A 26,162-nucleotide genomic window follows, 5' to 3' on the forward strand; every position below is an offset into this window, starting at 1 on the left:
CACGCATATTCAGCCGTAGGTGTCACGCGGCCCGCGTCCGGGCACCGAATACCTGCCATGTTTCCACGAGGGCCTCTGCGGACCCTGTACAACGATCTGTTTCACCACGTTTGGGCCGACTTCCGCATTCAACCGCGCGTGCAGGGTGGCGAGCAGGGCCTTAATCTGCGCCTCCCATGAGCTCGACGACGCCTGCAGGGTCAGCACGCCGTCGTCGCCAAAAGACACAACAGTGACATGCCTGGCCACATTCGGGCCAACGACTTCCTCCCACCGCGCCGTCACCGCGGCCATATCTAGCTGGTGGCCCCACCCGAAGTCCTTTACCGCACGAGTGAGGATATCTGCTAGGGCATGCGGGTCCCGGTGCGATGGGCGCGGCCCGGAGCCAACGTCACCCCATCCCGGACCGGGGGTTGCGACGTCGTCACCGAGCTGGTCCGGCTTTCCGTCCGACGCCGCATCGCGTGTTCCCGCCAGGCTCCGCCGCGAGTCGGCACGTGCAGGCAGTCGCGTTTTGATGTCACCGCGTCTGAATGCGGCCTCTCGCGCACGATCAAGAGCGCGCAAAGCCAAAATATCGCCGTTGCGCTCGGCCGCCGCCAGACGCGCAGCCTCGACTCGGCCTATTGGTGTTTGTGGCGCGATCTCAGGTGCAGTCACGCTTTTGAAGGCACTATCCCTTTGACCGGCCGTGGCACTGCCTGCTTCGTTTTTGTTCAGCCGACTCATAAAACACCTGCCGAGAGATCATCATCTCCGGACAGATTTTGCATCTGCGGATCATTGAGATTCTTACCACCCAAGTTGCTTATGCCTGAGCTCGCGGTATCGGCACTAACAGCTGCGACAGTATCACCACCAGTCGAAGCAGCATCATCGGGGACAGCATCGTCGTCAGTACTACTAGCGCCGTCAGTACTACTAGCGCCAGCGGCATCGCCACTCTCCACAACTCCGGCGTGAACACAAAAGCGCGCGCCGCCCAGTGCTTCCGGCAGATCATCGCCGACGGCGGCCGTAATAATCACCTGTTGTGCCTGGGTGACGAGTTCCGCCAGGCGACGGCGCCGTCGGGAATCGAGCTCGGCGAAGACATCGTCCAACAGGAGTAGCGGCTCATGATCGTCGGACCATTGTCGCGACTCGTCGCTGCGTAGCACGTGCCAGGTTGCCAAGCGCAGGGCCAGTGCGTAACTCCAGGACTCGCCGTGGGAGGCATAACCGCGAGCGGGCAGTGTTCCCAGGGATAGCACCATCTCATCGCGGTGCGGACCCACGAGATTCACACCGCGACTGATTTCCTCGTCGCGGCGTGCGGCAAGAGCGCTCAGGAGTTGAACTTCTACCAACTCGACGTCTTGTAAATCGTTCTCGTGTTCCGCCACCAGACGTCGCGCTTGGGCCGCCTTGTCACCATTTTTCTCATCGGCGTGTAGATCCGCCGCAGTGGGTAGGGTGAATACTCCGCGATCCGCACTAGCACGGTAATCGATGCGGGCCTCTTCGTCGGCGCCGGAGACTTCCCGGTAGTAGCGCGAGACTGGTTCGCGTAGGCGGGAGATGATGGCAGCCCGCGCCGCGGTGAGTTGCGCACCCAGATGTGCTAGCTGCATATCCCACACGTCAAGTGCCGTAAAATCGAGTACTTTCCCACGTCGTTTCGCCGCTCCGAGCGATTTGAGCAGAGCACCGCGCTGGCGCAGAACCTTCTCATACTCGCTTTTCACCTGCGCGAGCCGCGGACGCATTTGCACCATCACATCATCGAGCAGTGAACGACGTGCCGCGGGGTCTCCTCGCACTAGTTCCAAGTCTTCCGGAGCGAAGAGTACCGCGCGCATATGGCCAAGGAGTTCGACCGGGCGAACATTACCGCGATTCAGGCGTGCCCGATTGGCGTGACCTGCGTAAATCTCAACTTCGAGAGTATCGGAGCGCTGCCCTTGCGCCAGTCGGGCTCGTATGACACCGGCAGTCGCGCCTTGCCGAATGAGTGCGTTATCTGAACTCACTCGATGGGAGGAAAGTGTGGCGAGGTACGTTATCGCTTCCACGATATTCGTCTTGCCCTGGCCATTCTCCCCAACGAATGTTGTCACGCCGGGACCAAGTTGAAGCAGAAGCTGCCGGTATGAGCGGAAGTCAGTCAGCGCAAGATCCGTCACATACACAGAATGTCACTATCCACCATAAATTCGGATCGGCATCTGCAGCAGCCGGAAGTCTTCGGACGGCTCGCCGTCCTGTTCATCCTGTGCCGTGATAACAACCGGCTTCGAAGAGTGCGTGAAGGAGAGGCGGACGAAATTAGAGGTCACCGAACTCAAACCTTCCTGCAGGAAGGTCGGATTGAATGCCATGGTGATATCTTCGCCGTTGAGCACGGCGGGCAGTGCTTCGCTCGTCTGCGCATTATCACCCTGTCCCGCTTCAAGCACGACCTGCCCCTCGGAGAATGACAAGCGCACCGCCGAGTTCTTCTCCACTACCAGACGAGCACGCTTGATTGCATCGAGAAGTTCCACGCGATCGACGACGGCGTAACCGTTGCTTTCCGCCGGGAAGAGCCCTCGGACGTCCGGGTAATCGCCGTCGATAAGACGCGCCACGTTCTGCCGTCCGGCAACACTGAAACCAATCTGCCCGGCCCTGCCAGAGGTATCAATGGACACGTCAATATTGCCGACCGATCCGAGCGACTTGGCGATATCCGAGAGTCGAGCGGCACGAATAAGGATCGTGGCGGAGAAGTCAGGGGAAACCGGTGTCCATTCGATGTCACGGACGGCGAGGCGGTAGCGGTCGGTCGCCATTAGTGAGACTCGGGATCCGTCAATCTCAATGCATACCGACACCAACAAGGGCAAGGTGTCATCACGGGATGCCGCGGTCACCACCTGCGCAACGGCTTCCTGCCACAAGGCGCCATCAACGGTTCCCGAAATCTCCGGCATGTCTGGGAACTCCGGATAATCTTCCAAAGGCATTGACTGCATAGAGATATGTGTGGAACCACAGAGAATCTCTAGCTTCGACCCCTGTACTTCAAGATCAATCGGCTTGTTTGGAAGGGCCCGTGCGAAATCGGCCAAAAGGCGGCCATGAACCAGAATCTCGCCCGGTTCATCAACCGATGTCTCAATACTGGCGTGGGAGGAGATATCCGGGTCATAAGCGCCGAGCGTTACCGTGTTGTCAGCGGACGCGGTAATGCGTATCCCGGCGAGAACAGGCAGAGAAGGCCGGGTAGGAATGGTGTGTGCCACCCAGGAGACGGCATCCGCAAAAACGTCATGCTCGATCCGTAGTTTCACAACCGAACCTTCTTTCCTGAAGAGACACTACTGCCTGTAGAGACACTACCGACAACTCTACGCGAGATCGCCCAGAGAGGCGACTCTATTATCGATTTCTCCGCTGTCGGCCAATTGGGTTACTGACCGGCTGGGATGTCGGTGATCTGGCCGCTAGATCGCTTGTTATTCGGTCGGTTGTTATTCGGTCGGTCGCCAGCCACTTCGATAGCTGGATGCTGCGACGATGACTAATCAGGTAAGTGCCCCTCCCGGTCATCGGCATATCGGAGATGACCACAGCTGTTTGTAGGCCGTGTCAGGTGAGCAGTTATTCAATTCAGGGGCCGACCTCACGTGGCGGGTGCGAGTTGTCATTCTCCTCGGTCCGGCCAGCAGTGCACTGCCGGGAGTTAGATGTGGCATGGGAAGAAGTTGGTAGTTGTAGTAGGCGTTGTGGATCATGTGGATATCTGTTCGAAGGTGCGTCAACATGCGGATTCTGCTTGTGCATGAAGCGGTGGGCAGTGTTGTGAATAAAAGCGACGTGCGGTGGATGAGACATTTCCACTCGAGAGCCATCCACCGAATGGGAGGGCTTCATCCGCAGATTTCGACTGTTATTCACGGGCCTTCCACAATTGTTGTGGATCGCAGCGGGTCCGGACGCATGAACAGACGAGACGGAACAAGATGAGAAGGCGTACCGCGAGTGATAAGCCTATGACGGTTCGATGGCGTGAACGGTTGGCGGGGTGTCGGACTATTGGGCAGTATGCGTGACGGCATGCCACGCAGAAAGATGTGTGGCGGCGCCCCACGTACAAACAAAGTGTTTCGCACCGATATACCTTGTGTGCAGTGCACCGGCAAGGCGCAGGCCAGACTAGTTGGGCGCGTGGTAACCAGGCATGCGCGAGGAGGGACCGAGCGGAGGCCTGGAACGTGAGGAATCGAGGATCACTCAGGTTGTTCGGAGTGCGACTGTTGCGAGGCCGCTGCCTGCTTGATTCGGCTCGTCAGCTCGGATACCTGGTTGTATGTGGTTTGCCGTTCTGCCATTTGCTTGTCAATCTTGCGATAAGCGTGCATGACGGTTGTGTGATCGCGGCGTCCGAAAATGTTGCCGATTCGGGGCAGGGAGAGATCTGTCATCTCCCGGCACAGATACATGGCGATTTGCCGAGCGGTCACAATGGTGCGTGAACGATCCGCCGCAGTGAGATCGTCAATAGTGATCTCGAAGTAGTTGGCCGTCTGGCTCATGATGAGGCTGGCGGTGATCTCGATATCGTCCGGGTTAGAGATGAGATCTTTGAGTACCATCTCGGAGAGTGTTAGATCAACCGGCTGTTTGGAAAGATCCGCAAAGGCTGTAACACGGCGCAATGCGCCCTCCATTTCGCGGATATTAGTCGTCATATTCGCGGCGATGTACTCGTGGACTTCGCGTGGCACTTGAATGCCATCGACGCTCGCCTTCTTCTCCAAAATGGCGACGCTTGTCTCCAGGCTGGGTCGGTCGATACTGGCGGTGACACCGGAAATGAAGCGTGAAACCATCCGCTCTTCGAAGCCGTTGAGCAGATTGGGCGCTACATCGGAGGTGATAACGATCTGCTTGTTCGCGTTTGTCAGCGCGTTGAAGGTGTGGAAGAACTCTTCAACAGTTGTGTCCCGGCCGCCAATGAACTGGATGTCGTCGATCAGCAAGATGTCGACGGTGCGGAACTGGTCCTTGAACTCTGCCTGGCGGCCGTCTCGCAAAGAGTTGATGAAGTCGTTGGTGAATTCTTCCGCGCTGATGTAGCGAACCTTGATATGCGGGTAGAGATTCAAGGCATAGTTGCCAATGGCGTGCATGAGGTGTGTTTTTCCCATGCCGGATTCTGAGTACAGGAACAGTGGATTGTAGGTTGTTCCGGGTGATTCGGCGACGGCGAGTGCGGTGGCGGTGGCGAATCTGTTGGAGTCGCCGATGACGAAGTTGCTGAATGTATAGCGTGGATTAAGCCGTGCGGCAATGCTTCGCGACGACGGATTGGCAACGTCCGTTGCAATTGCGGCAGTTGTTGAGATGGTGGAAATGGAGCCGGTCAAGGTGGGGTTGTGTTCAACCAGAGTGTCGATGGGAGAAAGCTTCTTCTGAACAAGGCTTTCTGCCATTGCAGTAGTGCCAGTGGAAGCTGGAGCGGAGGTGGCGACAGGAGCTGAAACTACCGGGGGAATGGGTGACTGCGGCGATTCCAACGTTGGTGACGTGACCGGCGGTTGATGTACCGGAGCTGCCGGGGTCGTGAGAAGCGAAGCCGTTTCGCCACCGGCGACACGCACCGGGCTTGATGGAGTCACCGGAGCCGATGATGCGGACGGTGCAGGAGTCTCATTAACGCTCGGATCTACGGAAATCATCAAGCGAATTTCACGGCCGAGGATATCCGACAGCCGTGCAGTCATGGCAGTCGCCACGTGTTCCTCAATCCAAGTCTTTACAAAGTCTGAGCCGACTGCAATCATGAAGATCTCATCTACGGCCGCAAGAGGATGTGCCATTCGTACGAAGGCAATCTGGGAATCGGAAAGTAATCCTTCAGTCCGAAGCAGCTCTGCTGCCGCTGTCCACGCATCGCGCGCGGGGTTACCGTCGTCCATACTGCTGTCTCCTACTCAGTGTGTGGACCTACCGCCCGGTATGGCCGGTTCATGGCGTAAAGCCTGCCCGCTTTGCGCCCGTATTCATCAGACTCTTGCCATATTAGGCCACCGCTCGCGATTCCGCATTCGATTTATCCACAGGATTCTGCACAGCTGTGGAAATTACACGCGTGTAGTTTTGGGGGCGACGGTCCGCGAACCTGCGCGAAAACCGCTGCAGGTAGTTTGTCCACAGGTGTGGAAGAAGAATGAAAAGTCGAGTAATTTGGAATGAATCAAGTTTGAAGTCGAGTGACCCCGACCGCAGGTTGCGAGATCGTTGGCGTATCGGTGTTTTGATGTTATCGAGATCCCCGAGAAGTCTGAGCAATGGGTCCTTGTCGGCCATTAGCGCAATCGGCCGACTTGTGGATGAATGGCTGGGCTATCAAGGGTGTCGCGGGTGGCGCTGTACATATTGTGAAATGACTCCGCGTCGCAGGAGGAACAGATCTGTATGCGGGCCTTACGAGGAGCGTTCGATTAAAGGCGGCGCTGAACTCCGCGCTCGTAGCAACGTTCTGGTCTCACGGCGTTCGCTGCCTTGGATGGGGTGTGTGGCTGCGGAAGCAGCGGGCTCTTGAGATGCTGTCTATTGTGGAGCGATGCCGAAGCGTAGATGATGCCCTGTACGTAGCGCGGTGTCTGAGACGCTGGATATTTTCCAGTGAGAGTGATATTGCCCCACACACGCAACACGACGTGATCACCGCACCAGACGGCGCCGACGTCGTCAGATATTGCACTACGTGTGCAACCAGGTGTTGTCTTGTATGTGGAATACCGCACCGACGTCGCCCATAGTAATGGCGGCTCGGGTGCGGCGTACCGGTGAACTGTCGCACAGCTTCAAAGATTGACCCGGCTGAGCCGCATCGCCTAGAGTTATGTAGCTGCTGTGCTCTCCGTCGGGGAGTGCCGCGTTGTTTTTGTCAGGCAGGTTTATCCTGCGTTCTGCTCCAAGGAGTCAAAGTGACCAAGCGGACTTATCAGCCGAATAATCGTCACCGCGCCCGAGTGCACGGCTTCCGCAAGCGCATGAGCACGCGGGCTGGCCGGGCCGTTATCGCTGCTCGTCGCCGTAAGGGCCGCGCAAAGCTTTCAGCGTGAGTGATGCTGCCCGCCGACCATCGGATGCGACGATCGGTTGAGTTTGTTCAGGCCATGCGTGGTGCGCGTGGCAGGACGAAGCGGCTCGTCGTATCGATCTACACTCCATCTACTCAAGACGTAATTTCGGCGGGAAGCTCAGCCGACCTCCACCCCGTGAAGGTCGGCTTTGTCGTACCTAAAAGCGTTGGTAACTCCGTGCTTCGGCATCGTCTCTCCCGCCAGTTGCGGCATATTCTGCGAGATCGGTTGCCACAATTCACGGCGGGTGAATTGGTAGCCGTTCGCGCGCTGCCTGCAGCACGTGGCGTGACATCACAAGAGCTTGCCGCAGATGTGGATGAAGGGATCCGTCGAGCGCGAAACAAGGCGGAACGAGCATCTAGTTCGACCTGTGGTCGGCAACAGCCTGGTGCCCTCACCACTAATGCGGAATCCGGTGCACAGCGAACTGACGAAGTCGGCGTCGTAGCGGAAGGTCAAGGAGGACAGCCGTGATAAATCCGGTGACATGCGCCCTCCTCGCGGCAATCCGTTGGTACCAGAGGACAATTTCGGCGGCGCTACCGGCAACTTGCCGCTATGCACCGAGTTGCTCCCAGTACGCTTATGGCGCGCTTCGAATTCATGGGGTGGTCAAAGGTACACTTCTCAGTGTCTGGAGAATCTTGCGCTGCAATCCGTGGAGTAAAGGTGGTGTTGATCGGGTACCGGCTCGGGGAAAATGGCCGTCGGCTCCGCTCGACCACTCCGAACTCATGGCGTTGTACGCGCAGGAAGATCACGAACTGATGATCTCATCAGGCCAACGCGGCCAGGGCGATGAGGAATAAGGGCAGTACATCGAGAATGCGGGCGTGAGCTCGCGGTAGTGAAAGAAGAGCTGTGGATACTATCCTTCACCCGATCATGTGGTTGGTCGCATGGGTTATGTACGGCATTCATCAAGGACTGACCGCCATCGGTATGGATGCTGGTGCCGGACCGGCCTGGGTGCTGTCGATTATCGGCTTGACTATTGTTGTCCGATTGATAGTGCTGCCCCTGTACAACCGGCAGATCCGAGCCTCGCGCCAAACTCAGATCCTTCAGCCCGAGATCCAGAAGATTCAGAAGAAGTACAAGGGAAAAAAGGATCGTCTTTCGCAGCAACGGCAGCAGGAAGAGATGCAGGCGCTGTACCGCAAGCACGGTACATCTCCATTTGCTTCGTGCCTGCCGATGCTAGTACAGATGCCGATTCTCTTCTCGTTGTACCGGGTGCTCTACGCTTTCCCGAGTATCGCCTCCGGTAATCGCGGCGCACTGGGTCCGATAGACACGAACATTGCGGCTGAGTTCGAGAACTCAACGGTTTTCGGAGCGCCACTTTCGGCGTCTTTCTCCCAGCCAGGAGCCGATCCTTCCTTGAGCCTACGGGTGCGAATCATTGCGGCACTGTTTGTTCTACTGCTCAGTTTGACGATGTTCTTTACACAAAAGCAGCTGACGATGAAGAACATGCCGGAGTCATCGATGGATCGGTCCAACCCGGCGTATCAGATGCAGAAGTACATGCTCTACGGTATGCCGGCTATCTATTTGGTGACCGGCGTGGCCTTCCAAATCGGCGTGCTTGTGTACTGGGTGGCAGGAAACTTCTGGAACATGGGCCAGCAGGCGTGGTTCATCCGGAACAATCCGACTCCAGGTTCCAAGGCGTACAAGGAACGCCAGGAGCGGCTGCGTCAGCGCCGCATTGCCAAGGGATTGCCTCCGGAAGAAGATAGTGAGGCCGCCAGTGAAGTGCGCTCCGTCGGCCAGCGCCAACAGCCGGTTGGAAAGAGTCGTGCGAAGAAAGCGGCTGCTAAGGCAACTCCGAAGGAGCAAGTGGATAGAACTGCGAGTGCTCAGGCAGCGATGGCAGGCGACGTCGACGCGAACGAGGCGACCGCGAGTAACGAGGGAGAGCATGAGGTCCGCGGTAAGGATGGTTTGACGGATGCCGAACGCGCTCGGAAACGCTACGAGCGTCGGCAGGCGGAACGGCAGCGTTCGCGGGCCAAGCAGCAACAGCGTAAGAAGAAGCAGCAGCAGAATCAGAAGAAGAGGAATTTCTAGCTACCGCGGGGTTCACGTTCGCGGCGCAGCGACAACAGACTTGTGAGAGGAAGGAAACCACTATGAGCGAAACACTCGATAATAGCGATCTCTTGAAGAAGCTAGATGAGGAAGGTGACTTCGCGGCAGATTATCTAGAAGAACTGCTCGACATCGCTGACCTCGACGGCGATATTGAGATTGCAGTTGAAGCGGATCGCGCGTCTTTGGCCATTGTGACCGATGGTAAGGAAGACCGTCGGTTGCGACGGCTTGTCGGGCAGGACGGCGAAGTGCTTGATGCACTACAAGAACTGACACGTCTTGCCGTGCAGAGCCAGACCGGCGAACGAAGCCGACTCATGCTGGACATTCTCGGCTTCCGTGAGAACCGTCGCAATGAGATTGCGAAGATCGCCCGCAAGGCGGTGGCTCGTGTTACCGATACCGGGAAGACCGTTTCGCTCGAGCCGATGAATCCCTTCGAGCGCAAGGTGGTACACGATATCGTGGCGCAGTCCGGTCTGTATTCGGATTCTGAAGGCGTCGGCAATGCGCGGCACGTGATTATCAGCCTCGAAGAAATCGTAACGGAAGAGGATTTCGACGACGAGGAGTAAGCCGCCGCGCGGAAGAGAAACCGCGTACGCGGAGTACTTGTAGACGCGAAGCCGACGCCGAACTCCTCGGCGTCGGCGACGTGTTTAATGCGCACTGCGGACTTTGACGGGGACGGTGGGCTTGAATGCGGTGTGCGGGCTAGCGCCGGTGAGGTTTTCACCGATGGCAGCTGCGGAAATGGCGTTCGGGCGTTATTCACGCGCTATCTGAACGGTGAGGTCTCCAGTGCTGTCCGTGCGTATGGTGAGCTCGACGGACCTGACAGACGGCCATAAGGCGAAAAGTAGTCCGGTTGGTGCGTATGGTGAGCTCGAACTCGCGGTGCTGTTCTTTCCGGATGCTAGGTGGAGTGGACGGGTGGTTCTGGCCTGTGGAGAGGTCGGGCAGGTGGGTTTTCGGATGCTAGATGGGCGGGTGGTTGCGGCGTGTGGAGAGTTCGGCGCGCGATTCTTTCCGCTCGCTGATGGGGGCAATCGGATTGGCCGCCTGGGCCGACTGCGGGTCCTAAGCTGACCGTTGGTGGAGCATAAGGCTCGGCATCGGTACGGGTCGGATTCTACGGCTGTCATGATTGCCTTGGATTTTGGGAGCTGGTTCGCGGGTTGGAGACGGGAAGATTCAGGTGGTTTGTGTCGATCTGGGTTTGCTGCGGCGAATTTTTTGGGCGGAACAGAAGCCAGGCGGTGAGAACTACGTGCGTCGCGGTGCCGGGTGTCATATTAGCCGACGTGGAACGGTTGCAAAAGGGTTGAGATCCGCGCGAGAACACGGTAATACTCCGGGGCGGATGTCGCTATTGGTCTGGGGTCCGATGCGGTGGCAGGGCTACGACCCGTATCGCGACCACAGAGATGATCTCTCCAAGTAACATCTGAAGAGGTCAGCGTTTAGGATGGTGAAGCAATTGACTGACGATGGTAGAGCTGTCTGCGGTCGGTGTGTAGCGAGGTCCGGTGGGTCCGAGAAACATGAACGGTGCAACTGAAGAATGAATGAAGAGAGCGAGTTGTTGGGTTTCGAACCGGCACCCCTCGGGGGTGCGGAGCACTTCGGCCTAGCGTGGGATCAACTGTTGGGGTACGCGAGCCTTTTGGAACGCGAAGGTGAACGGCAAGGTCTTATCGGACCGCGTGAGGGTCAACGCTTATGGACCCGGCACATACTCAACTCGACCGCGATCCTCGAGTATGTACCCAAGAACGCGCGGGTCATCGATGTTGGTTCGGGGGCAGGATTCCCTGGAATCGTGCTGGCAGTGCTCCGACCTGATACCGGTGTTACCCTCGTGGAATCCATGGAGCGGCGGTGCACTTGGCTAAGCCTGGTGGCGAGAGAGCTACAACTTGCCAATGTCAAAGTCGCACATGCACGTTCAGAGGAACTGCACGGCAAGATGATTGCGGATGTGGTTACAGCGCGGGCGGTTGCTGCACTGAAGAAACTCTTGCCGATGACGATGCCGCTGGTAAAGCGTGGGGGTTCATTGGTAGCTCTTAAAGGTGCGCGGATCGAGGAGGAGATCGCGGCCTCGGATCGGGAGTTGCGACGCGCACGTGCACAGTGGGTGGATGTACATCTTGTAACGCCCTTCGGGTGTGATGAGGCGACAAGGGTCGTCGAGGTCCGTAAGCAGGCTTAGCTGGGTCGTCGCCGCTGGTGCTGTCGCGGGCGGCTGTTGTTGGGGTAACTATTGTTAGGGCTGGCTGAGCTCTGGTTGGGAAGTCGCGGCGAACCGGAGGCAGGAGTTTATGGCCCCTACAGTGCCCGGGCGTGCAAGCGCGTAATGTCCTAGGTCGCTCCCGCGACTAGTTCGCCCTATATGCCCGGGCGTAGGTTCGCCCTATATGCTCGGGCGTAGGAGCGCGTGACATCGCCGGGGAAGAGCTAACGAGGCTGTAAGGGAAAGGATGGACCGCGTATTGGGCAGGCTGGCGCATGCGATGTGCAAGCCCGCTGTCGCCGGACAGAACGAATCCTTGATCGGTAGAGTGGTTGCAGCAGCATCGCCAGAGTGCACTACAGGCATCGATGCTAGCTATCATAGCATTATTTCGTGCGGTGGCAGCCCTGGTGCGTAGCGTTGGAGCAGCTGGCTGCAGTGCGCACAGGAGTGAGGGCTGAAGGGTCAATCGGCACCGAGGCCACGGAGTGACAGGGTAACAACACTACACATGTTGATGGCGGAGTGCGGCGGAGGCGGTAGTAGACTCGCGTGAAAGAACAGGTCTTAGCTGTGCGGCGGGCGGTAGACGCAAGCCGGAAGATTGCAAGGTGATGCAGAGCAATGGGCATCAAGGTTCTCTTGGCATCGGGAGCCATTAGTGTAAACGATGCCGAATGCGGTCGGTCCAACGGGATTTATCATAGCAACTATGCCGCCGTTATACGGCAGGGACATCGGCTTGGGAGTAGCAGTCATGCGGGCAGATTTGCCACTTGTGTCGTATCTCGGTGTGTGCGCGCGTGGTTGTGCCACGGCGTTCTACCTTGGCTGGGGAGGCGGTATCTGACGTGGCGGTACCCAACATGTTTCACGTGAAACATGCGCGCGACTCATCCCCTATCTCGTCGACTGTCTGTCTGGTGGGATCACTCGTGGGAAGTGAGTACAGAGTTGAACAAGCTGCGACGGGCGACGGATGAGACCTTGGCCTTGGCAGCCTGTTGTGGTATTGACGAACTCGCAGATGGAAATGGACGCGGCGACGCTGCGATGGCGCGGTGCTGTCGTCTGTCTAAGATGTGGTGGTGCGGAGTGAGGAGGTGGTGGCGAGTAGAGACATTGCTTGGCGGGTCTTCCCGTGTCCCACATCTTCCACTCTCGAGCCACCGCATAAGCGCGCCGCTGTAGGCTGACTGGGCGGACAACTCCTCAGGTGGGAATAGCACAAGACGTTGAAGGCATCGGCGCGGGTGCGTTGGGAGGTAGTGGATCTAGGTGCGCTGCGGAAGCAGCATTGGCGCAGCCAGACGCTGCGGTTGTGTTTCACGTTAAACCTGGCGAAGTGCGGCCGAGTCAATACGTGACCGCTCTGGCAGATACAGGTACCTGAATCGTGTGTCGGCTACGCGTCGAGACTGTGAGTCGTCCTGCCCGACGTGGGAAGAGGCAAGTGGAGATAGCCGACTTAAGGTTTCTATGCGCCAAGGCTTCGGTCGTCTGTGATCGCCATTGCATAGAGGCTCATACTCCAGCCACGACCGAACCGCGGAGAGCGATGCGTTTGGCTCCACGTGCAAGACAGTTCAGATGCCCCTGGACAGCTGGAGTCGCTCTGCAGACCTGGCGCTGCGTGTTGGGCCAGAGAATAGGTGAGTCGGGTGCGGCGGCTCCGCGGAAGGGGCGCTGAGTACCCCGATCAGAATTGCGTTGCCGGGTGGTGGGTAGCGCGCCGGGCATGGCCGCCGTGCACGCCAAACGCCTTGGGAGGAATGGACGGTCTAAAGACTGATCCCCGCTTGTCATGGTAATGCCGGAGCGGCTGGGCGAATCTCGGAGCCTGCTATTGTCGGTTGCACGCCTTGGCGAAGCGACGGAGCAGGTTCTCGCACCGAGGGACCAAGGAACATGTGGCATTGTGGTAGCTGCGGCGTGCGGGAGGCACACACCGTTTCACGTGAAACGGTGTGTGCTTGGAAGGCCGCAGGCTCCGGCTTGGGATACGTATGCGGCGTGCTGTTAGATGACCCATGCGGGCTCCGGCCATGGGACTTATGGGCGCGGTGCTGACGGCCGAGTTGGGTCCGGGTGCGTGGCGTTCGGAGTTACTCGGCTAACAGAAGTCGGCCGCACGACCACATTTCGTCGAGAAGGTGGCAGGAGTAGCGTAGTGCCGATGGGGCAAGGAGAAGACATGGACTGCTTCCGGCAGGAAGCATACCGGGTGCGGCAGATGGACCACGCCTTTCGTTCCTAGTAGACATACTCGCCAATTCTCGGCACGGAGAAGCACGCGTGGTCCCGACACGGGAGAGGCCAGTGGCGATGACTTGGGGTTGGCGGCCCAGTCAGCGTGCAGCGGCGCGTTTGCGCGGTGGCTCGAGAGTGGAAAACGTGGGATGGGGGAAGAAAATGCTGGGGGCCAGGTGGGTGCTCTTGCACAGTGGAAAGCGTCGGGAGCAGAGTGCCGCACTCTCCACGTGGTTGGCTGACCTGAACCAGGACGTAATTGCGGCAGAACGAGCTCCGCACTCCCCCCATGAGTGTGCTGGTGTGCGCAAGGGTTAGCGGCGGTAGCCGTATGAGCTGTGGATGACTCAAGGCAAATGAAACGCCGGTCGGAGCGGCGTCAGTGAGGCGCAGGGAGGTCGCGGGAGCCAGGTCGTCTGGCACGAGTCTCGTCGACGGGAGCTGTTCCGCAATCGCTGTTCGTTGCGGACTTGCGACCCTGTAACGTGTGAAGAGGTAGACAGGCAGGAGAATGGGCTGCGCGGCGGACATCGGTGCAGAAGGCGCATTCGTGCTCGATCCCTGCAGAGAAGGGGCTGGGCTACACGGGCGATATCAGGAGTCAGCGTGCATATTCGTCGCGACGTGAGAGTCGTCTCTCCAGTGCGAGCTCTTGATTGCGGTCGGCGAGTGTTTCACGTGAAACGACGGCTCGGTCGGACCGTCAAGCCAGTGCGAGCCTATGCGCGACGTGTTTCAGGTGAAATGCCGACTGGACCGAACCAGTCCCCGCGCTCATTCTCTGTGTGCGTTTCACGTGAAACGGATGATCGATCCAGGCGCGATTGCGAGATTGCCGTGATGGGCAGTCGCTGCGGATAGCAGCGCTACGCGCAGGAGGCGGGTGCCGCTAATGGTAAGAGTCTATGCTTTTGGAGAGCGACAAGACTTGCCTCAGCGGCGAGGTGCGACGGCGTGGTACTGCAGCCGAAATACAGTGCACCATTGCACGGTTTGCCCCGAACGCGGCTTCGTAACGCGGGGACCGCTTGAGCTTGCGGATGCAGCTTGTTGGCAGGGCTCTCCCTCTCGGATTGAGGCCTGCGCGGTGACTGCAGCATACGACAACGGTGCTTCGGTCAACGCAGACGGGACTTTGCGTGGCGAGAGGTGTCGCCTGGGCTGACCGTCTCAAGCGCGTCCTGGCGCTGGTGGTGGCGCGAGTCGAGGGCGCGAGTGGAAGACTTCGCCGTCGCGGACGACCGGGTATCTACGCCCGGTGGCGACGTGAATACGTCTACGAGGAGCCGGGGTGAGTCGCTGCAACGGGCGCGGTGTTGTTTCACATGAAACATCGTGTCATCGGACGACTTCGGCACCGATGATCGGAGTGTGGTCTTCCGACCACGCTTTCCATGCGTCGACACTGCTGTTCGCCGCACGAAGTGCGACACCACTTGACGCTTACACGTTGTGCGGCAGAGCCCTTCCCTAGTGGGGTGACGTGCGTGTTACGCGTCTAACCGTTGGTGGGGAGTGCCTGGCGTGAAGAGAAGAACTTGGCAATGCGGCATCAGTAGTGGCGGCCGGGGTCGCCATGCCTCCGGAATAGACAACCTGTTGCGATGTCTAGTGTTCACACGACTACTAGGCTCGCCATGCCAGTTGAATTGACCTTTCGGACTCGGGGAAATGCAGGCGGGGTGTCGATAGAAAGCGGTCCGGGGAGAGCGAGATCAATGGCGTGCCGGAGCCTGCTTGTTGGTGTCAAACGCAGCGGCATGCGTGGAGAACGCGATGCTCCTGACCGAGTCGGCTCTCCAACGTGGCTCGGGGCACGCGAAACGGGACAGATGTCACAATCGATTTGGCTGGGAATCAAAGCGCAGCGAAGCTGAGCGGCGGGCAGACTCAGACCGTGTGAACCTTGCGCGAGGTGACTACGGGTACATATCGAGACCGCTGAGCGGCCCGGCACGACCCAGGCTCGTTGTATGGGCGTGCTTCCGTGAGGCAGACATGGCGATGATCGCAAACAACGACATGGCTGGACTCGCGCCGTTTCACGTGAAACACATCAGGTCGCTAGCAGATCTTGGTGCGGGAGTCGGACGTGGTGCCAGGTGGACAAGTGAGCGCTTGTAAATGGCGACGAGGCGAGCCCCTACCCGTTTCACGTGAAACACATCTGCTGGTTGCGGGGATTGCCACGGAACTCGTCAGGCGCCAATTCGCGTGAAACATCATGGAGTGTCCGTTGCAGGACCGTTTCGCCACGACAGGGAGGTGCCGTTCCCTACTGCATCGATAGAAGGCGATAACGCGAGACTCTACCTGTTTCGCGTGAAACGACGGACAGAGAAATGCTTTCAAACGGCGTTGCAGTGCATGAGGGCGATGTCCGCTGCGGCATTGGATCTTCGCCAGTACGTCGGCCTAGACAATTCCTGGTGGGCACCTCCCAATCGCATGCTTGAGCCTCGCGCGTGAACGCGAGGTCAACGCCATACTGCGCAGGTCGCCACCCGAGGCTTGCTCGCAAGTGAATCGGCCCGCCTCGGCGGCACAGGCATCGACTGCTCCGAATGCGGGCCGTTCGAGCGAAACGGTGACGAGCTTTGCCTGCGATTGGCGGCTTGTCCGGACAATGTAGTCTGAGTGGGACGGCGAATGACTCACTGTCGGCGAGTAATCTCTCGGCGGTGGTAGGCGTAGTTTGAGTGATATGGGAAAGAGGTGCCACATTGGAAGCCATGCCCAACTCGCCGTGCGTCGGTCGGGTGTAAGCACGCGCCATACGATATTGATATAATGACACGTCGTCAAGGTGCTGCTCTACCCAACCGCTGGTCCGTTGTTACATCGGAACGGATAGGTTGGAATTGTGGATTGCGGAGTGGTCTACGGGCCCGACCTGTTTGTTCGGCAGTAGTGAGCATTTCCTACTGTTTGATGGTAGCCAACACATCTCATCGCCCGAGGACGCGAAATAAACTGTATGATAATCACGCGCTTTGATAGTGTCGTGTGATTGAAGCGAGAGCGCGTGCCAAGCCGGAGGCGGCGCCAAGCCAGACCGCACACCAAGCTACAGTTGATCCCAAGCCGGACCACACGCCAAACCAGGCCACACGCCAACGCACTAAGTACGACAGGCTGCGACTGCTCGCATGGCACGTGTTCGACGGAATCACGCCTCAAGGGCTTGCGCTACCCGATACCCCTTACGAGGAGGCGTACCGATTCCGGTGAAGTGAGATGGCTGCCCTGTCGCAGCGCGTGGCTACTTTCGACTTGAATGGCGCGAAAGTTCGCCCCGCCAGCGGGAGAAACCCACCCGTGCAGATGCCCCGCCCCGTCACACGAACTGCCCCCGTCACACGAACTGCCCCCGTCACACGAACTGCCCCCGTCACACGAACTGCCCCCGTCACACGAACTGCCCCCGTCACACGAACTGGCAGAATCCATGTGCAAACATCCGCACGCGGCGCGTACGTCCGGGTCCGGCCGGTTTCACGATGAGGATCTCTACCGTCATTTTCGCCGGGGTCGTGTAGCACTTTCGCTGTGGCTGTGTAGTGGAAGAGCACTCGCTCGCAGCTACTAGGTAGACTTAGGTGCACGACTAAGGATGGTGATATGAGCGATCCGCGAAAGAAGGCCGCAAGCGCTCGGTCAAGTGCCTCCGCTTCAGGCACGAGCCTGGACCGCTTTGCTAGCGACGACTCACCTCTGGCCTCTGGCCTCGTCGACGATATGAGGCGCCTGGAGAAGGTCTCGTCAACACGTTTTAAGAAGCCGACGCATACTCGAATCATCTCGGTTGCCAACCAAAAGGGCGGCGTCGGAAAGACGACGACGGCGGTAAATCTCGCCGTCGCGCTGGCGAGTGGCGGGCTGCAGGTGCTGGTTATTGATGATGATCCGCAGAGCAATGCCTCTACAGCTCTTGGGCTTACGAACATCGAGGAACGCCCCTCTCTTTACGAGGTTCTCCGGGGAGAACACTCACTTGTGTCGATCTTGCAGCAGGTGGAGCAGGTACCTAACTTGTACGTTGCGCCGTCGTCGTTGAAGCTGTCATTAATTGACATGGAGCTCGCCGACGCGCCTGACCGGCAAGTACGTCTGCGTAATGCGATCCAGGAAGCGCTGCTCACGCTGGACGAGATCAACCGACACATTGACTATGTGCTGATCGACTGCCCTCCTTCCATGTCTTTACTGCCGATCAATGCCTTGGTGGCCGCGAACGAGGTGCTGATTCCGGTGCAATGCGAGTACTACGCGTTGGAAGGACTTACGCAACTGCTGCGCACAATTGAGTCGGCGCGAACCACTGCGAACCCGGATCTCACAGTGAGTACGATTCTGCTGACCATGTACGCCAAGAGTACGAATCTCAGCAGCGAGGTCGCGGCGAATGTGCGGGAATTCTTCCCGACGCAGACCTTAGACACGGAGATTCCGCGATCAGTGCGAATCGCTGAGTCGCCTTCCTACGGCGAGACTGTTATTACCTACGCACCCAGATCAAGCGGGGCGATCGCCTACCTTGCCGCTGCGCAAGAACTGGCAGAACGGGCTGAATGAGGAGGAAATCGATGGCGGAACGACGGCGTGGCCTGGGGCGTGGCATTGGAGCATTAATTCCTGAGGAGCAGCAGGAGAATAAGGATCGGCCGATCGATGTCTTCTTCGGTTCGCGTGTGCCGCGCGCCGAAGGCGTAGGTGGCGGTAAGTCGGCCCAGAGTAACGAGGCCGGGGCGAGCAACCCAACGGCGCAGAATACTGAGGAGACATCCGATGTCGGCGCAACGCTCTCTGATAGTGGGGCGCCCACCCCTTCGGCGAGCAGCGGGGGCAAGAAGGCTGCCCGAGGCAAGCGGACCACCGGGGCCGAAAAGACCACCGGAACCGAAAAGACCACCGGAACCGAAAAGACTGCTGGAACCGAAAAGACTGCTGGAACCGAAAAGACTGCTGGAACCGAAAAGACCAAAGGAACGAACAAGGAAACCCCAGCCACCAGCACCGCACCCGACGCTGCCAGCTACCTGCCCGACGGTGCCTTCTCGGCAGAAGACTCCTCCTTGATCGATGACGCCTCCTTGACCGATTACGCTTCTTCGACAGAGGGCGGCTCCCCGGCAGAAGACACCCCCTCGACCGCCGACGCCTTTTTGACGGATGACACCTCCTTCACGGAGGGCGGCTCCCCAACAGCCGATGCCTCCCCAATAGACGATAACGAGGCGCTCGTCGCGGTGCCTGGCGCGACATTCGCCGAGCTCCCCGTTGAGCAGATCATCCCCAATACACGGCAACCGCGTACGGTGTTCGACGAGGATGAGCTTTCCGAACTGGCCGATTCCATCAAAGAGGTAGGCGTTCTCCAGCCGATTATCGTTCGGCGCTTGATTGAACCGGTCGAGAATGCGCCGCAGGCTCGGTACGAGTTGATTATGGGCGAGCGACGTTGGCGCGCCACCGAGCTCGCCGGGCTCGATAACGTCCCGGCCATTGTGCGCGATACGGCAGATGAAGACCTGCTCCGCGACGCGCTGCTGGAGAATCTGCACCGTGTGCAGCTCAACCCCTTGGAAGAGGCCGCCGCATATCAGCAGCTCCTGGACGACTTCAACTGCACGCAAGAAGAATTGTCACGCCGGATCGCGCGCTCTCGCCCGCAGATCTCTAATACCCTGCGTCTGCTCAAGCTGCCGCCTTTGGTGCAACGTCGAGTCGCCGCGCAAGTACTCTCAGCCGGACACGCGCGAGCACTCCTCGGATTGGCCGATCCGGCCGCCATGGAGCGGTTGGCACAGCGCATCGTGGCGGAAGGCCTCTCGGTGCGGCAGGTCGAGGAGATCGTTGCACTCGGCGATGAGCCCGTCGCCACTCCGAGCCGGTCACGCGGCCGCGCCAAGCGTTATGCGCCGGAACTTGGAGAACTCTCCAGTAGGCTCGCTGATCGCTTTGATACGCGTGTCAAGGTCGATATGGGTCAGCGCAAGGGAACGATCCGCATTGAGTTTGCATCGATTGAGGACCTCAACCGAATTCTTGTGGTGATGGCTCCCGGCGACGACGGCGTTTTGCCGCGCGATGCGGCGGCTAACGATGCGGCGGACACCGACGCAGCGGGTGCGGGGGCACAGGCGGGAGCGGCAGGTGCGCAGCCACGGGCCGCAGGCGTGTATGCCACGGATGTGGAAGATACTCGCACCGTCGACGGTGTGGAGAGAGGCGGCCAGGGTGCCGCGGAGCTTGACGGCGCCCCAGGTGCTTACAGTGCGGCAGATAGTGGCGTTGAACTAACCGCGCCGGAGCACTACACAATCGATTAGATGTGCCGACGGTTGGATGCGCCGGGCGATCAAAGAGTCTCCGCCGGGCGTTATTTTGCTGCGCGCTAGATACGCGAAGCAACGCGATGTGCTAGTGCCACGCCACGCGGGGTTGCGGTGCCCTAGGCAGTTAGATACGCCAGAGCTAGACCGGGATCTACCCAAGCAGTCAGACGTGCCAGGGCTACACCGGGGCGTCGGACACCCTAAACGGTACGGCCCGTTACGCGGTGGTATGGCCAAATTCGCCGGGCCAATACCCCTGACCATCAAACACACCCGCGAAGTCAGAACGTCGACCGTCACACCCCGACCGTCACACCCGGCCGTCAACCATGACCATCAAATGCGCTTGGCGGCTGTCTCCAGGATGCGGAGGTAAAAGCTGTCCACGGTGGTCCCCTCCTGCTTGGCGGCCGCGGCAACTGCCTGCGGGAACAGCGAAGTCTCCGTCATACCCGGCGCAACATTAACATCGAGGATCCACGGTGTCTCACCATCGAAGATGATGTCGGTGCGTGAATAGTCACGCAACCCGAGCGTCGAATGGACGGTCTCGGCCGCGCCACCCACGGTCCGGGCGTCGTCGTCGGAAAGACGTGCCGGTACGAAATACTCCACGCGGCCCGCGTTGTAACGGGCGTCGTAGTCGTACAGACCGTCGGTCACAATCTCGACGGCGGGCAGCGCCTGCGGCCCTTCCGCATCGCCATCGGCGACGTCGATCACCGCCACGGCCACTTCCCGGCCGCTGACGTACTGCTCGATATGTGCATTCTCCCCGTAGGCGAAGCAATCCACCATGGCTCGCGGAAGCTGCGCGGCGGATTCGACGATGGTGACCCCGAGTCCAGATCCTCCCTGTGACGGCTTGACGACCAACGGGAATCCGAAACGCTCTCCAAGCAGATCGAGCATGGGATTAACACCCACGTCCCGGAACAGCGCCTGCGGAATATCTACCGAGTCGGGCACCTGCAGTCCTGCCTTGCCGAGAATGGATGAGGCCACGGCCTTGTCGGACGCCAGGCGGCAGCCCATCGGGTCGCTGCCCACGTATGGAACACCAACCAGCTCAAGGAGGTTTTGCAGCGAGCCGTCCTCACCGGTGGAGCCATGCACAAGTGGCCAGACAACATCGGGTGACATCGATTCGAGACGTTGCAGCAGTGTACTGTCGACGTCGAGCAGTTTGACCTGCACGCCGGCTTCGCGCAGTACGGCGGCCACACGGCGCCCAGAATGCATGGAGACCTCGCGCTCATGGGTTAGCCCGCCGGCGAGGATGGCGACGGTCAATGGCTGGGTCATAAGAACCTTCCTTGGTTGAGTTGGTGCGGATCGTTCGGCCTGCCAACTGCAGGTTCGCCGGAAAGATGGACGTGGCGGCTGCGGACAGCCGTGGAGGTGGGAAATTGCCTAGTGCCGGTGAAGATAATCGCGGCGGCAGGGCATGTCGGCGTGGCGGCGGGACGTCTCGATGTGACCGCAGAGGACACCGCAGCGACACCAGGACACGCCGCAATGGCTGAACTGATCATTGGGTCAGCGGCTAGGCGGTAATCCTCTGCGACCATGGTTCACGCGCCCTGTTGTTCACGTCGGCCTTGAATGCCGAACATATCGACCAGTTCTCGTTCACCTTCGATGACAAGGGCGAGGCGCCGAACGCCTTCCTCAATCTGCTCCGGCGTCGGATAGCAGAAGGAGAGGCGCATATGATCATGCCCCTCGCCGTTGGCGTAGAACGCCGTGCCGGACACATAGGCGACCAAGTTCTTCACCGCGCGAGGCAGCATGGCCTGTGCATCAAGACCTTCGGGGAGCTTCACCCAGGTGTAGAAGCCGCCTTCGGGTTCCGTCCACGAGCACATGGGCAGATGCGTACTCAGCGCACGTTGCATGGCTTGCCCGCGCTCATGATACATCTCCCGGTACTCCTTGACCTGCTGGTACCAGTCGTAGGTGCGCAAGTACTCGGCAATCGAGAGCTGGCTAAAGGTAGAGGGGCACAGCACAGCGTTTTCATTGGCAAGAACGAGGCGAGACGTCACCGCAGTGGGCGCCAACGCCCATCCCACCCGATAACCGGGGGCGAAGGTTTTGGAGAAGGTGCCCAGATAAACGACGCCATCGGGATTGTAGCTATACAGCGCGGGAAGTGGGTCGCCGGCGAATCCAAGCAGGCCGTACGGATTGTCCTCCACGATGAGCACATGGTGGCGTCGGCAAATATCCACGATCTGCGGCCTACGCTCCGCCGAGAGGCACACCCCCGCCGGGTTGTGGAAATTCGGGATGACGTAGAGGAATTTCATAGGCTTACCCTGCGCCTCGAGTTCACGCATGGTTTCCTCAAGCGCCTCGGGGATAAGCCCGTTCTCATCAATGGCGACGTGCACAATATTGGCCTGATAGGCGCGGAAAGTGCCGAGCGCTCCCACATACGACGGCGCCTCCGCCAGGACGACGTCGCCGGGGTTCAGGAAGATCTCTGAGATCAGGTCGAGGGCCTGCTGCGACCCGGTAGTGACGGTAATGTCATCCGGATGGCCGCGCACGCCGTCGGGCCGCATTACGTCGGCAATCATTTCCCGAAGTTCTTCTTCACCCTGCCCGCCGCTGTATTGCAGGAGCTTCGTGCCGCGCTCGCGGATAATGCGGGCGGACATATCGGCGAGGAAGTCCAGCGGCAATCCGACGATATTGGGCATTCCGCCGGCGAGGGAAACGACTTCGGGCCGGTTGGCGACGGCGAAGAGGGAGCGCACCTCGGACTGTTTCATGCCCAGGGCACGGTCGGCGTAGGCGTTGTACCAAGGATCAAGGCGCGTGCCTGCTGCGGCAGCGCGACTTTCCCCAGCGTGATTCTGAGTGTTCGTCTGCCCTGTGGTACTCATGACCTACTCCTTTTCTGTGTCCGGGCCGGTGGCTGTTCATCGTAGATCTGTCAGACCTGCGGTGGCGGCTATTGCCTTTATGTTGCGCTGCCTTTGAAAGCAGCACCACTACTGGAGTGGCGCCATAGCTGCCTTCATCGCGGCGCGCGTGATGGCACCCTCGGGAGCGACACCACTACTCAAGTGTGCCAGAAGTCGCGCCGTGGCGCGTTTCTCGCCGGATGGCGTGTGGGTCATTCGGCCTTAGGGTGGGAGCGGTTGTCGGGGCATTCGGTGTCACGTTCGGTGTCAAAATCCCGTCCAAACGATGGAAAAGTGGAATGTCTCAATTTAAAGAATGGCGGAATCATGCGGATTTCGAGCGATGGCTTTTTCGCGAACTCGTCGTTTGGACGGGATTTGGACAGATGGAGGCAAGTCGTGGGGCACTGGGCGGGGATGAGCAAGCGGAGCGATTGCGCTCTCAGGCCGATTCTGAACCCCGGGCTGGGTATTCGCCCGGGATGCGTGCGGATTCAGGATGGTTAACACACTGGGACGGTCAGATGCTAGGCCGGTTGTACACGGAGGCCGGTTACACAATGAGGATGGTCAGACGCCGGGCCGGTCACATACTGAGGCCGATTACGCACGAAGGCTGGTTACACACCGAGACCGGTTACGCATCCAGGATGGCGAGGAGGCGCTCGCGAATCGTGAGCTTGGGCAGTTGACCGACGAAGCGCTCCCGCTCGCCCGCATCGGTGAGCAGCATGATCGTCGGCAGCATATCGATCGAATCGAGAAGTTCATCGCTGACGGCGGATGTTCCAGGCTGGCCCTCTTTCCTCCGGTGCTCTTCGTCGTCAACATCGACGACGACGCCGCTCAGCTGGGCCGCTGGCCGGAGCCGCGCCAAGTCGCGCAACGTCTCATCGAAAATAACACGCATGGGAATTGCCGGATCACACCAGGCGGCGGTGAAGAAGACCAGTGTGTAGGCGGTAGCATGAGAAGTACCTGAGGCAAGGCTTGCGTGTCGGGCAGAATCCGTGCTCTCATTAGTGTCAACACTCTCAATGGCGTCTGGATGTTGAACGATGTTTGGCTGCTGGCCCGCGCCAACATCTTGATTGATGCCCATGTTTCGATCATAAGCAGGTCGAGACAAGCAGGATATAGGGTGTTGAAAATGGGGTGAGAATCAATGGCGATCAAGGATGCGAGCCAGGGGGATTACGCCGCGGACGAGGCGCATGACGCCACCGCACGTAGCCACGCGGCGAGCCGCGACCGTGGCGTGGAAGATACTGGTGGTACTGGTACGCAGCGCACGGGGCAGACCGAGGGTTCGGAGCGCGAGGACTCCGGGAGGATTACGGTCGGTGAAGAGGACCTGGCTCTTAACGATCTGACCGTGCTCGATATGGTGGGCAACGTTCTGCAGTCAAGAGCGATCATCGGCTACGCCCTAGTCTTTATGATTCTGGAGTACGTGGCATTTATTGTTGTCTATGGTGAGCCCGCAGCGGCGATCGGGTTGGCCTTCACCCTTGGCGGTCCGTGCCTTGCCGCCGGATTGACGAAGCGGCTGTTCTCCGTGATACGGCCTGACAAGAAGAACGTCGGAACGGTTCTGGCCCTAGCCGCTGGTACCGTCTTCCTTGTGGGCATGATGCTTGTCCTACGCGGTATTCCATTTCCTTCACGTGCCTAAAGGGCCGCACACTCCCGAAACCTCGGCAAGTACTTCCTGGGCATATTCCCATCCCCTCAAAAACAGATAGGAACAGAACCCAGGACACTTCGGATTAACCGGAATTCCCCTTGCACACATGACTCACTCCACATAGCATCCTGGCAAGAGCCCTTTTACCTTGGAGTTCATCTCATGGCAGACTCGAGCACCTTCTACTCGCGTTCACCGAAAGCGTTGTACATTGCCGCCGGGCTGTCCGGAGCGGTCGCTTTCGCCGACTTCCTCTTCGGTGCGGTTTATGTCACGCTGCTGCTTGGACGAGCGATTTCCCCAAGCCTACTCGGGACAATGTTCGCGGTCAGCACCGGTTTGTCCATCGTGCTCGAGGCTCCCAGCGGGGCATTGGCAGACCGATACGGACACAGGCGGTTGCTCAGCATAGGCCTCGTAGTATGGGGATCCTCTTTGATCCTGCTGGCAACTGCCACGTCTCACATCGTGACCTTAGCCGCACTCATTCTGTGGACCTGTGGGATGGCGCTCCAGTCCGGCACCATAGCGCCCTTGGTGATCAACCGCACCGCGCAGGACCAGCGAGAACGGCTCATCCAGACGCTCATGCGTTGGACGCAGACGGCACACTGGTTGTGCTCTGCCCTTGGAGCGGCAACGGTCTACGTCGTCGGAACTGTCTTGGACACGAAGAGCATCGTGTTTGCCGCGGGGTGCGTATTACTGACGCTGGCATGCATCGCCCACATCGCGTTTCGAGAATCCACGGCCAAGTCACCCCAAACCGTGTGGTCAAGCCTCAAAGAATCATTCGGGTGGGTGCTGAGCCCGATTGTACGCCCGCTTGTTTTGGCCAGCGCTGCAAGCAGTCTAGGAATGACGGTCATAGTAGTGACATGGCAACCAGTCCTCAGCCCACAAGGCGATGTTCGACTCAACGGCTTGATACTCATCGGCCTCACAGCTGCTGCCGCACTCGGCTCCTGGTTGCCCAAGCCCCTTGCGATCTCGCCAAAGAATCAGACCATTGTGGGGCTGGGGCTGATCGCTGGCGGACTCGCCGCGGGTAGTGTCACCGTCCCCGTCGTCGGCTACTTGTTTGCAGAATTCGGCCTCGGGCTGACGTTAACCGCATCGGGTGCGTGGCAGCAACTCTCCTTCACGGACAGTCAGCGAAACACGCAGTATTCGACCATCGCATCAATCGGATTAGTCGCCGCACTAGTAGCCAACACGCTCCTCGGGTGGCTGTGGGACAGTATCGGACTCGCCAACGCAATCCGATGGCTTGCCGCGATGATCGTCGTTCTCGCTCTTGCCACAATCTACGCCCCGACGCCTCGAACGGACACAACACAAGTGAGCCAGTGATGAACACCGGACGTACCGCAACAAACACACTGCACACGTTTAAGAGAAACGACGGTCAGTGCGGGGCTTTTGAGCCCGAATTGGTGGTGCGCGAATCCACCGGCGGGAGGAAGCACGGAGCTTGAACAGCTGCCAACCTGCATAATCGGGTATAGCCGC

Annotated in this window: 18 protein-coding genes; 11 read left to right on the top strand and 7 right to left on the bottom strand. The window is 59.2% G+C overall.

Going from position 1 to position 26,162, the window contains the following annotated elements:
• Positions 1–9: 9 nt before the first annotated feature.
• From EKN07_RS04350 to dnaA, 4 genes are all read right to left on the bottom strand, one after another.
• Positions 10–732 (bottom strand): DciA family protein, encoded by a 723-nt coding sequence (locus tag EKN07_RS04350; protein WP_108714648.1) that lies wholly within the window; start codon positions 730–732, stop codon positions 10–12.
• A complete protein-coding gene (gene recF, locus EKN07_RS04355; RefSeq protein ID WP_346962690.1) occupies positions 729–2,168 on the bottom strand; it encodes a DNA replication/repair protein RecF in 1,440 nt (479 codons plus the stop codon). The genes EKN07_RS04350 and recF overlap by 4 nt, the downstream gene beginning before the upstream one ends.
• Positions 2,169–2,183: 15 nt before the next feature.
• Positions 2,184–3,317, bottom strand: a complete 1,134-nt coding sequence (dnaN, locus tag EKN07_RS04360; protein ID WP_108714646.1) for a DNA polymerase III subunit beta — start codon at positions 3,315–3,317, stop codon at positions 2,184–2,186.
• Between the two features lie 939 nt (positions 3,318–4,256).
• Positions 4,257–5,948, bottom strand: coding sequence for a chromosomal replication initiator protein DnaA (gene dnaA, locus EKN07_RS04365; protein ID WP_126145730.1), 1,692 nt, complete (start codon positions 5,946–5,948; stop codon positions 4,257–4,259).
• A gap of 1,014 nt (positions 5,949–6,962) precedes the next feature.
• Between dnaA and rpmH the strand changes: the two genes are divergently transcribed.
• From rpmH to EKN07_RS04410, 8 genes are all read left to right on the top strand, one after another.
• Entirely contained in the window at positions 6,963–7,100 is a 138-nt protein-coding gene (gene rpmH / locus EKN07_RS04370; protein WP_108716563.1) for a 50S ribosomal protein L34, read from the top strand.
• A 3-nt stretch (positions 7,101–7,103) separates the two neighbouring features.
• Positions 7,104–7,598: a ribonuclease P protein component gene (locus EKN07_RS04375; RefSeq protein ID WP_108716760.1), complete on the top strand. Its 495-nt coding sequence runs from the start codon at positions 7,104–7,106 to the stop codon at positions 7,596–7,598.
• Positions 7,599–7,606: 8 nt separating this feature from the next.
• A complete protein-coding gene (yidD, locus tag EKN07_RS04380) occupies positions 7,607–7,933 on the top strand; it encodes a membrane protein insertion efficiency factor YidD (RefSeq protein ID WP_346962691.1) in 327 nt (108 codons plus the stop codon).
• Positions 7,934–7,985: 52 nt separating this feature from the next.
• A complete protein-coding gene (gene yidC / locus EKN07_RS04385; protein ID WP_108716561.1) occupies positions 7,986–9,200 on the top strand; it encodes a membrane protein insertase YidC in 1,215 nt (404 codons plus the stop codon).
• 62 nt (positions 9,201–9,262) lie between these two features.
• Complete coding sequence (locus tag EKN07_RS04390; RefSeq protein ID WP_108716560.1) at positions 9,263–9,799, top strand: R3H domain-containing nucleic acid-binding protein; 537 nt, start codon at positions 9,263–9,265, stop codon at positions 9,797–9,799.
• Between the two features lie 989 nt (positions 9,800–10,788).
• A complete protein-coding gene (rsmG, locus tag EKN07_RS04395) occupies positions 10,789–11,439 on the top strand; it encodes a 16S rRNA (guanine(527)-N(7))-methyltransferase RsmG (RefSeq protein WP_108716558.1) in 651 nt (216 codons plus the stop codon).
• Positions 11,440–17,331: 5,892 nt separating this feature from the next.
• The gene (locus EKN07_RS04405; RefSeq protein ID WP_164505540.1) at positions 17,332–18,285 is read left to right on the top strand and encodes a ParA family protein; all 954 of its coding nucleotides are present in this window, start codon (positions 17,332–17,334) and stop codon (positions 18,283–18,285) included.
• A gap of 11 nt (positions 18,286–18,296) precedes the next feature.
• On the top strand, positions 18,297–20,042 hold the full coding sequence (locus tag EKN07_RS04410) for a ParB/RepB/Spo0J family partition protein (protein ID WP_126145731.1): 1,746 nt from the start codon (positions 18,297–18,299) through the stop codon (positions 20,040–20,042).
• A gap of 342 nt (positions 20,043–20,384) precedes the next feature.
• Here EKN07_RS04410 and EKN07_RS04415 read toward each other — a convergent pair whose 3' ends face one another.
• Positions 20,385–21,353, bottom strand: a complete 969-nt coding sequence (locus tag EKN07_RS04415; protein WP_126145732.1) for a D-alanine--D-alanine ligase — start codon at positions 21,351–21,353, stop codon at positions 20,385–20,387.
• Between the two features lie 111 nt (positions 21,354–21,464).
• On the opposite strand from EKN07_RS04415, the gene EKN07_RS12500 reads away from it, so the two are divergent.
• Positions 21,465–21,605, top strand: a complete 141-nt coding sequence (locus EKN07_RS12500; protein WP_164505539.1) for a hypothetical protein — start codon at positions 21,465–21,467, stop codon at positions 21,603–21,605.
• Between the two features lie 17 nt (positions 21,606–21,622).
• Here EKN07_RS12500 and EKN07_RS04420 read toward each other — a convergent pair whose 3' ends face one another.
• Positions 21,623–22,942: a PLP-dependent aminotransferase family protein gene (locus EKN07_RS04420; RefSeq protein ID WP_108716555.1), complete on the bottom strand. Its 1,320-nt coding sequence runs from the start codon at positions 22,940–22,942 to the stop codon at positions 21,623–21,625.
• 658 nt (positions 22,943–23,600) lie between these two features.
• Positions 23,601–24,065, bottom strand: a complete 465-nt coding sequence (locus EKN07_RS04425; RefSeq protein ID WP_108716553.1) for a thioredoxin family protein — start codon at positions 24,063–24,065, stop codon at positions 23,601–23,603.
• 63 nt (positions 24,066–24,128) lie between these two features.
• On the opposite strand from EKN07_RS04425, the gene EKN07_RS04430 reads away from it, so the two are divergent.
• Positions 24,129–24,638 carry a hypothetical protein gene (locus tag EKN07_RS04430; protein ID WP_108716552.1) on the top strand — a complete coding sequence of 170 codons (510 nt, stop codon included), beginning with the start codon at positions 24,129–24,131 and terminating at the stop codon, positions 24,636–24,638.
• A gap of 174 nt (positions 24,639–24,812) precedes the next feature.
• Complete coding sequence (locus EKN07_RS04435) at positions 24,813–26,003, top strand: MFS transporter (protein WP_126145733.1); 1,191 nt, start codon at positions 24,813–24,815, stop codon at positions 26,001–26,003.
• Positions 26,004–26,162: the final 159 nt, after the last annotated feature.

Source organism: Actinobaculum sp. 352, assembly GCF_003957265.1.
Lineage (GTDB): Bacteria > Actinomycetota > Actinomycetes > Actinomycetales > Actinomycetaceae > Asp313.

Excerpts from the sequence above, each read along its gene's own strand:
- EKN07_RS04350 (WP_108714648.1), bottom strand. The coding sequence starts at position 732 with ATGAGTCGGCTGAACAAAAACGAAGCAGGCAGTGCCACGGCCGGTCAA.
- dnaA (WP_126145730.1), bottom strand. The coding sequence starts at position 5,948 with ATGGACGACGGTAACCCCGCGCGCGATGCGTGGACAGCGGCAGCAGAG.
- EKN07_RS04375 (WP_108716760.1), top strand. The coding sequence starts at position 7,104 with ATGCTGCCCGCCGACCATCGGATGCGACGATCGGTTGAGTTTGTTCAG.
- EKN07_RS04390 (WP_108716560.1), top strand. The coding sequence starts at position 9,263 with ATGAGCGAAACACTCGATAATAGCGATCTCTTGAAGAAGCTAGATGAG.
- rsmG (WP_108716558.1), top strand. The coding sequence starts at position 10,789 with ATGAATGAAGAGAGCGAGTTGTTGGGTTTCGAACCGGCACCCCTCGGG.
- EKN07_RS04405 (WP_164505540.1), top strand. The coding sequence starts at position 17,332 with ATGAGCGATCCGCGAAAGAAGGCCGCAAGCGCTCGGTCAAGTGCCTCC.
- EKN07_RS04410 (WP_126145731.1), top strand. The coding sequence starts at position 18,297 with ATGGCGGAACGACGGCGTGGCCTGGGGCGTGGCATTGGAGCATTAATT.
- EKN07_RS04415 (WP_126145732.1), bottom strand. The coding sequence starts at position 21,353 with ATGACCCAGCCATTGACCGTCGCCATCCTCGCCGGCGGGCTAACCCAT.
- EKN07_RS04420 (WP_108716555.1), bottom strand. The coding sequence starts at position 22,942 with ATGAGTACCACAGGGCAGACGAACACTCAGAATCACGCTGGGGAAAGT.
- EKN07_RS04425 (WP_108716553.1), bottom strand. The coding sequence starts at position 24,065 with ATGGGCATCAATCAAGATGTTGGCGCGGGCCAGCAGCCAAACATCGTT.
- EKN07_RS04430 (WP_108716552.1), top strand. The coding sequence starts at position 24,129 with ATGGCGATCAAGGATGCGAGCCAGGGGGATTACGCCGCGGACGAGGCG.
- EKN07_RS04435 (WP_126145733.1), top strand. The coding sequence starts at position 24,813 with ATGGCAGACTCGAGCACCTTCTACTCGCGTTCACCGAAAGCGTTGTAC.